Annotated in this window: 2 protein-coding genes and 1 pseudogene; all 3 read right to left on the bottom strand. The window is 31.5% G+C overall.

The window, feature by feature from the left end; translation table 11 throughout:
• Nucleotides 1–3,065: pseudogene (locus tag EC396_RS03270) on the bottom strand (heparinase II/III family protein); the annotation flags it as partial.
• 463 nt (nt 3,066–3,528) lie between these two features.
• Nucleotides 3,529–5,439 carry a sulfatase gene (locus EC396_RS03265; protein ID WP_129365273.1) on the bottom strand — a complete coding sequence of 637 codons (1,911 nt, stop codon included), beginning with the start codon at nt 5,437–5,439 and terminating at the stop codon, nt 3,529–3,531.
• A gap of 157 nt (nt 5,440–5,596) precedes the next feature.
• Nucleotides 5,597–6,412: a T9SS type A sorting domain-containing protein gene (locus tag EC396_RS03260; RefSeq protein ID WP_129365272.1), complete on the bottom strand. Its 816-nt coding sequence runs from the start codon at nt 6,410–6,412 to the stop codon at nt 5,597–5,599.
• Between the last annotated feature and the right edge of the window lie 52 nt (nt 6,413–6,464).

Here is a 6,464-nt window from a genome sequence, read left to right as displayed (position 1 = left end):
AAACCGTTTGTTGGGTTAGGATACACACGCACATTTTCTAATAAATCTATACTTTTTGAAAGCACACCTTGACAAGCTGATTTACTTTGAATTTGCAATTGATCACCATGATTTATTTCAACAGAAAAATCGGTTTGATATGTTTCTAAAATGGTTTTTCCATTTTTAAGAACCGTATAAGGAGCTGTTCCTTCGGCAATAGAAATAGATGCTGTTTTTTTATCAACAAGTATTTTTCCGCTTAAGTTAGAAGCTTCAGCAATGGAAACTTTGTAACATTGTTCAAAAGTATCCCCTTCAACAGTAATACATAAATCATAAGCTCCTGGACTTAAATTATCAATATTTAAAATGCTTGTGAAATTATCTGTATAATTAAAGTTGTTTCCTTTTAATGTTGCTGTATAATTTCTAGTTTCGTCAGCTTCAATTTTAACATTTCCATTTTTCTTATCTATACAAGTTTCTCCTATAGTTTTAATATTAAAATTATCTGTACCTAATTTAAATTGATATTCATAATCAAGCGTATACTCTAACAAGCCTTTTTCTTCATTATTTGCATTCAACGTATGTCCATCAAAAACAAGTTTTTGCCCTTTTCCTATATATAAAGAAACATTGGTTTTACCATCTTTAACATTTGTGCGTACAATTCCAAATCTTCCATTAAACTCTAGTTTTAATTCTTTTAAGTTTATGGCAATATTATCATCATCATTGGCTAAAATAATATCCGTTATTTTTGCGCCATTAACTTCAGAAATTACTTTTACACCAACTACTTTGTTATTTTTAACAATGTTTGATGTAGATTTAACAGTGCTTTGTTGACTATTTGAAGGCTCATAAATTGCTACAAAAGGTTCATTCCATGCTTCACCATTTTTACGCATTGTAATAACAGGTGTTTTCTTTTTATCGTAACCATTTAGAGCTCCTTTGGTATAAGGTGCAAGCGCAGTTGTGTATTCGCGCTCAATTCCGGCAGGAATTGAAACATTCATAAATTTATTTACTGCATTTATTGCAAATGAAGCATTTACACCTTGATTTGTAGCCGTTGATGAATTTACATTTTCAAAAAATGTCCAACCTGTAACATCTCCAACTTGATCTGTTGCATATTTAGTTGAAGCATTTAATGGCACATTAGAATTGTCTACAAATTTCAATGAAACAGCATCTCCAATATTGTGATAAATATAGTCATGAAATTTGTTGGTAGTTTTACTTTTTGATCTTAAAATATCAAAATAATAACCCGTTGTTTCACTTGTACGAATGATACTATTGGTACGTTGTTGTTGACAATCATTAAAAGAATCGTCTATATATTGTGTTGAAAATGAAAAATCATTAGAAATTGAAGTACCATAAGACTTAGGCTCACAAGCTATTAAATCAACACTTGCAACTTTGGTAAGCCAATTGTTTCCTCCACGTTTTCCAGAGCCATTAACAATTACCGTGTTATGTGACGCATGACGTACTCTATAGTTTTCGTGTTCATCTGTACCATAAGAGCTACTTCCGCTTTCTGCACCAGTTACTTGTCCTTCACCGTATAATTCTAAATCAATACCTGTTGAATGGGTATGCACATAAGCAGACCCTCCAGAATAATACATTAAACCGTGGTTTTTAATATCTGGCGTATTGTAATTTCTTTGAACAAGAAGTCCTGCATGTATCAAATTGTAGGTATTCTCAACTTTTGGAGTCACCGCAATTTCAGAAGTATCTAAATTTTCTCCCCACAACAGTTGCAATGGACTATTAAACTCAAGTCTATCAGTTATTATTTGAGGATTATAACCACCATTTTGATTATAGTAATATTTTAAATTTTGCGTTGCTAATTTTTTAATATCTGTTAAATTTTTTCTTAATGCAACTCTTAAAATCCATCGATATTCGTCGGTCATATCACCTTCTGTTCCTGTATCTCCAAAACGCATTAACTCATCAGAAGGATAAAACCAGTTAGCATAACCAATAAAACCCTCCAAAATTTTTAAATGATTATTTAATATATTTAAACTTGGATTGTAACGATCTATTACGTTTAATGATTGAATAACCAATCCATGCGAACCTTTTGAATAACTAAACGTTTCTGGCCATACGCCATTTTCAGTAAAATTACCAAGAGTCCAAGTATACGCATCAAAACTTTCATTGGTATTATTATAAAATCTGTCAAAATATTGGTTTCTTTTTGTATCATCAGCTATCATCAACAGATTAAAAAGAGCTCCATTACCTGCTAAAACAGAGTGATTACTTTGACGAGCTCTGATACTCATAAATACAATATCTGCCAAATTAGTAACTGTTGTTTGCGCAACAGCATCATCAAACAATTTTCTTGTTTTGGTTTCATAATCATATACTGTATTGCTTGCATTGTTTACGTAATTATAAAGAAAATCGTAAGTTAATGCCAATCTAGGAAACAAGGTTCTAGATTCCAACCAACCATCATCAAACATCAATCCGTCGGTTCCTTCTTGATATTTTTGCACTGGTTGTACTGCGATATATTTCATATAATGATTTAAAATATCTGCGGCATATTGCGCATAAGTAGCGTCATTTGTTAAATAGTACAAAATTGCTGCTTCGGTCATATTTCCTACGATATCAGTATGATCAGTTCTATCTGAATAAAGCCCCGGAATTGCTGGAATTGTTTTTAACACCGCTTCCGGATTTGTTATATGATCATTTTTTTTAGCATCAACACGTGCTTTTAACTGATCATAAAGTGAACTTGCCCAAGTATAATTATGAATATTATCTACAATTTTTTGTCTCTCTGGGTATGAAGCCCAAATAAACGGATGCTTCAACGTTAAATATTCTGCTGGCGTATCTGGTAAATTATCTGAAGGCTCGATAGTAGTTGCAGTGCTATTTGCTAAATCCTTTATTGCTATGCTATCAATACTAGTTGTAAAACTTGTGCGATTTGACGATGCACTCACATAATCTGAAACTGTAGTTGAAGTGCTGAAATCTTGAGTAAAAATCTGCGCATTTAATGAGACACAGAAACTCATTGCTAAGGAAAAAAGTAAAAACTTTCTCATATACAACATTTGGGATTAAACAAAATTTTACACACTAAGTTCTGATTACAAACACTTTACAAACAAACATTTTAAACCAAAGAGCCTAAAGTATATTGTAAATTCATCCGTATTTATTACTATTCTTAAACAAAAAAATAGTGAACTCTTATAATTCTTTAAAATTAAAATATTACAATGCTATTAGTATCCTGCTTTACCCTGCTTCAATCATAAGTAAATAAAATCATTAACTTGTGATTGAAGCCGATAAATAATAACCTAATAAATATAAGATTACGCACTTTAAAGAATTTTTTTTTAGCTATATTTATTGTTTCTTTTTCTTAGTAGAAGAAACCAATCGCTAACATTTTTAACATTAAAAAACCGCAAGCCTTTGTAGAATTGCGGTTTTAAAAGTATTATTTATAGTATATTTTTTTACTGTTGTTTAATCTACAACCCTTCTGTTTGGCCATAGGTCTAAAGCATCATTTATAATACGTTTGCTATATTCCTTTCCAAATTTGTCAATTGCATCATTGGTATCAAAAGTTTGATTTTTAAAATCTTCCCAATCTTGTTTTGTTAAAAATTGATCTGTGTGCGAATATTGTAAGGCGTTTAAACCAAATAAAAACACATAACCATCTCGCGCATTTTTAGTTTCATTAAATAAATACTCAAATGCTTTTTCTTTAGCACCTGAAAATGAGAGTGCCTGTGCTAACATTAAACGATTTACAGGAATTGTTTCCTTTTCAATGAGTGCTATCAATTTATTTTGAACATCAATATTATTTTGAGCCATTCTAAAAATACCATAAGCGCCCCAATATCTAATAATTGGATTTGGATTATCTAAAAAAGTTAAAAAATCATTTTTATTTTCTAAAGAACCTTGTGCTGCAAGTTTTGCAATAGGTAGTATTTTTTCTATTTCATACGCATCACTTTGCGCATACTCATAGATTGTTTTGTACTTTTTACCTTCGCTGGCTAAATCAAAAAACATAGGTTCTGGAATCAACCCAATGTCTCTAACTTCAATCATCCATCTATCTAATTCTTCCGATAATTCTTTTAGTTTTTCAACGTTTTCTTTTTCATCAGCAATATTTTGAACATGCCAAGGATCTTTTTTTGTATTGAATAATTCTACCGTTTTTTTGGGTTGATAAAACTGTGATTGTATGGCATTTGATTTACCACTTTTGAAACTTTCTTCATTAGCTACCCAATTTTGCTGAACAGTATAACCATATCTGGTTGAATTTCCTCTTGGAATGTGCGGTACAAAATTGCGAATAAAATTGTATTCTCCATCAGTTACAGCTCTACAAAAATCGTAACGTTCAGACATACGGTCTCTGTAAAAATGAATATATTTTGGCTTGGTTTCTTTGTCTTTACCCAAAAACACCTGTCCCTGCATTTTCTCTGGAATTGGACAATTTGCAATAGATAACAATGTTTTTGGAAAATCTACAAAACTAACAAAACCTTCCTCGGTACTACCTGGTTTATACAACACTAAATGTTTCCACTTTTCAGGTACATAAACAATAAAAGGCACCTGTGTACCAACATTGTATAGGTAACGTTTAGAGCGCGATAACATTCCTCCGTGGTCTGAATAGAAGAATACAATGGTATTGTCTTCCAAATTTTTATCCTTAAGTTCTTGCAATAAATCACCAACCTTTTTATCCATCAAAGTAATTAAATCGTGAAATCTTGCCCAATCTTCTCTTACTTCCGGAACATCAGGATGGTATGGTGGCAATACAATGTCTAACGGATTGACTCTAGGTTTTTTAGGAATGTCTCCATTTGCTACATATGCTTCAATTTTATCAACAGCCAATTGACTTTCGTGTGTTTCCATGATATTAAACACTGCAAAAAACGGCTGTCCAGGTTTACGTGTATTGTAATGTGCTTTTTTACTAGACTCATCCCACAAACTTAGATCTGTTTCGTAGCTAGAATTATAATCTTTTTTATAATTATTTGTACAATAATAACCTGCTTCTCTCAATATTTTAGGATAGGCAGGAATGTTTTCTGGCAGTTTTGTATTGGTTCTAAAATTAAGTGTTCCTGTAGTAGGTGCATACATCCCCGTTAAAAGCGTAGTGCGGGCTACACCACAAACTGGTGCATTAGAGTAGGCATTTGTAAATCGAATACCTGCTTCAGCCAATTTATCTAAATTAGGCGTTTGAGCTTGATCGAAACCGTAACAACCTAAATAAGGACTAATATCTTCACAGGTAATCCACAAAATATTTGGTTTTTCCTGACTTTGTGCTGAGCACAATACAATACTAAAAAAAGTTAGCACTAAAAAATTTCTCATTTAATTCTGAATTTATAGTGTATTGGCAAAATACCAATATTTCAAAATAAAAGTGCAATATATATTATAAAAATTGCTCAAATTTTAAATATTTATGTTAAAAAAAAAGGACTATCTAAATATATTAGATAATCCTTTTTAAAGTAAAAAACAATACTTATTGTTTGATTATTTTTTTTGTAAATCGTCCGTTTTCTCCTGAAAAATCTACAACATAAACACCTGTTTTTAAACCACTAACATCTAAACTAAGTGATGAATCTCCACTTGAATCTTTACTTAATAATTTTTGACCTAATAAAGAATAAACAGTAATTTGTTTAACATTAGAAGGAAGACCTTGAATAGTTAATTGGTTATTTACCGGATTAGACATAAAGAAAGACCCTAAATCGAAAGTTTCAGTGCTTAATCCAGATATAAGTTGGAATTCAAGTTTATCAATTCCTCCACCATCAAATTTCACAAGGTCACCTACTGCGGTTGGTGCTACACCATACCTTGAACCAGCTTCACCTGGTACTTTTATAAACAACGCATCGTTTCCTCCATTACTAGTAGCTGTTTTTCTTCTTTGAAACTGGTCATAATAATAAAGAGGATCATTTACATCACTTATCGGGTCACCTGCTTTAACAGTAAGCGTAATATTTTTACCACTTACATTTGCTGGTATTGTACCCATTGTAAAGTTTCCTAAACCAGGAACAGTTGCGGTAATTTGCACAAATCCAACATCAGCTGGCATTACATGGTCTTGTATAGTCCAAAGTTGTTTTGGATCATTACCTGGTAATTCTGCAGCCCATTCTAAACCACCTGAACTATTAACTGTCATAAAATAATCTTCACCTGGTACGTTAATTTTATAAGTACCGGCTATAGTGTATTCTCCATATGTTTGCCCTTGCACTTGAAACGCTAACATTGTTACTAATAAAAATAATAAAGCTTTGTGTAATTTTGTTTTCATGTAATAAAGTTTTTAAATTCAAGCATAAATATCACTATTACAATTAAATAAA

This window comes from Lutibacter sp. HS1-25 (assembly GCF_004121075.1).
Taxonomy (GTDB): Bacteria; Bacteroidota; Bacteroidia; order Flavobacteriales; family Flavobacteriaceae; genus Lutibacter.
Note: the sequence above shows the minus strand (reverse complement) of the source record. Positions and strands in the feature narration are given on the sequence as shown.

Coding starts and splice junctions, on each gene's coding strand:
- EC396_RS03265 (WP_129365273.1), bottom strand. CDS start 5,439: ATGAGAAATTTTTTAGTGCTAACTTTTTTTAGTATTGTATTGTGCTCA.
- EC396_RS03260 (WP_129365272.1), bottom strand. CDS start 6,412: ATGAAAACAAAATTACACAAAGCTTTATTATTTTTATTAGTAACAATG.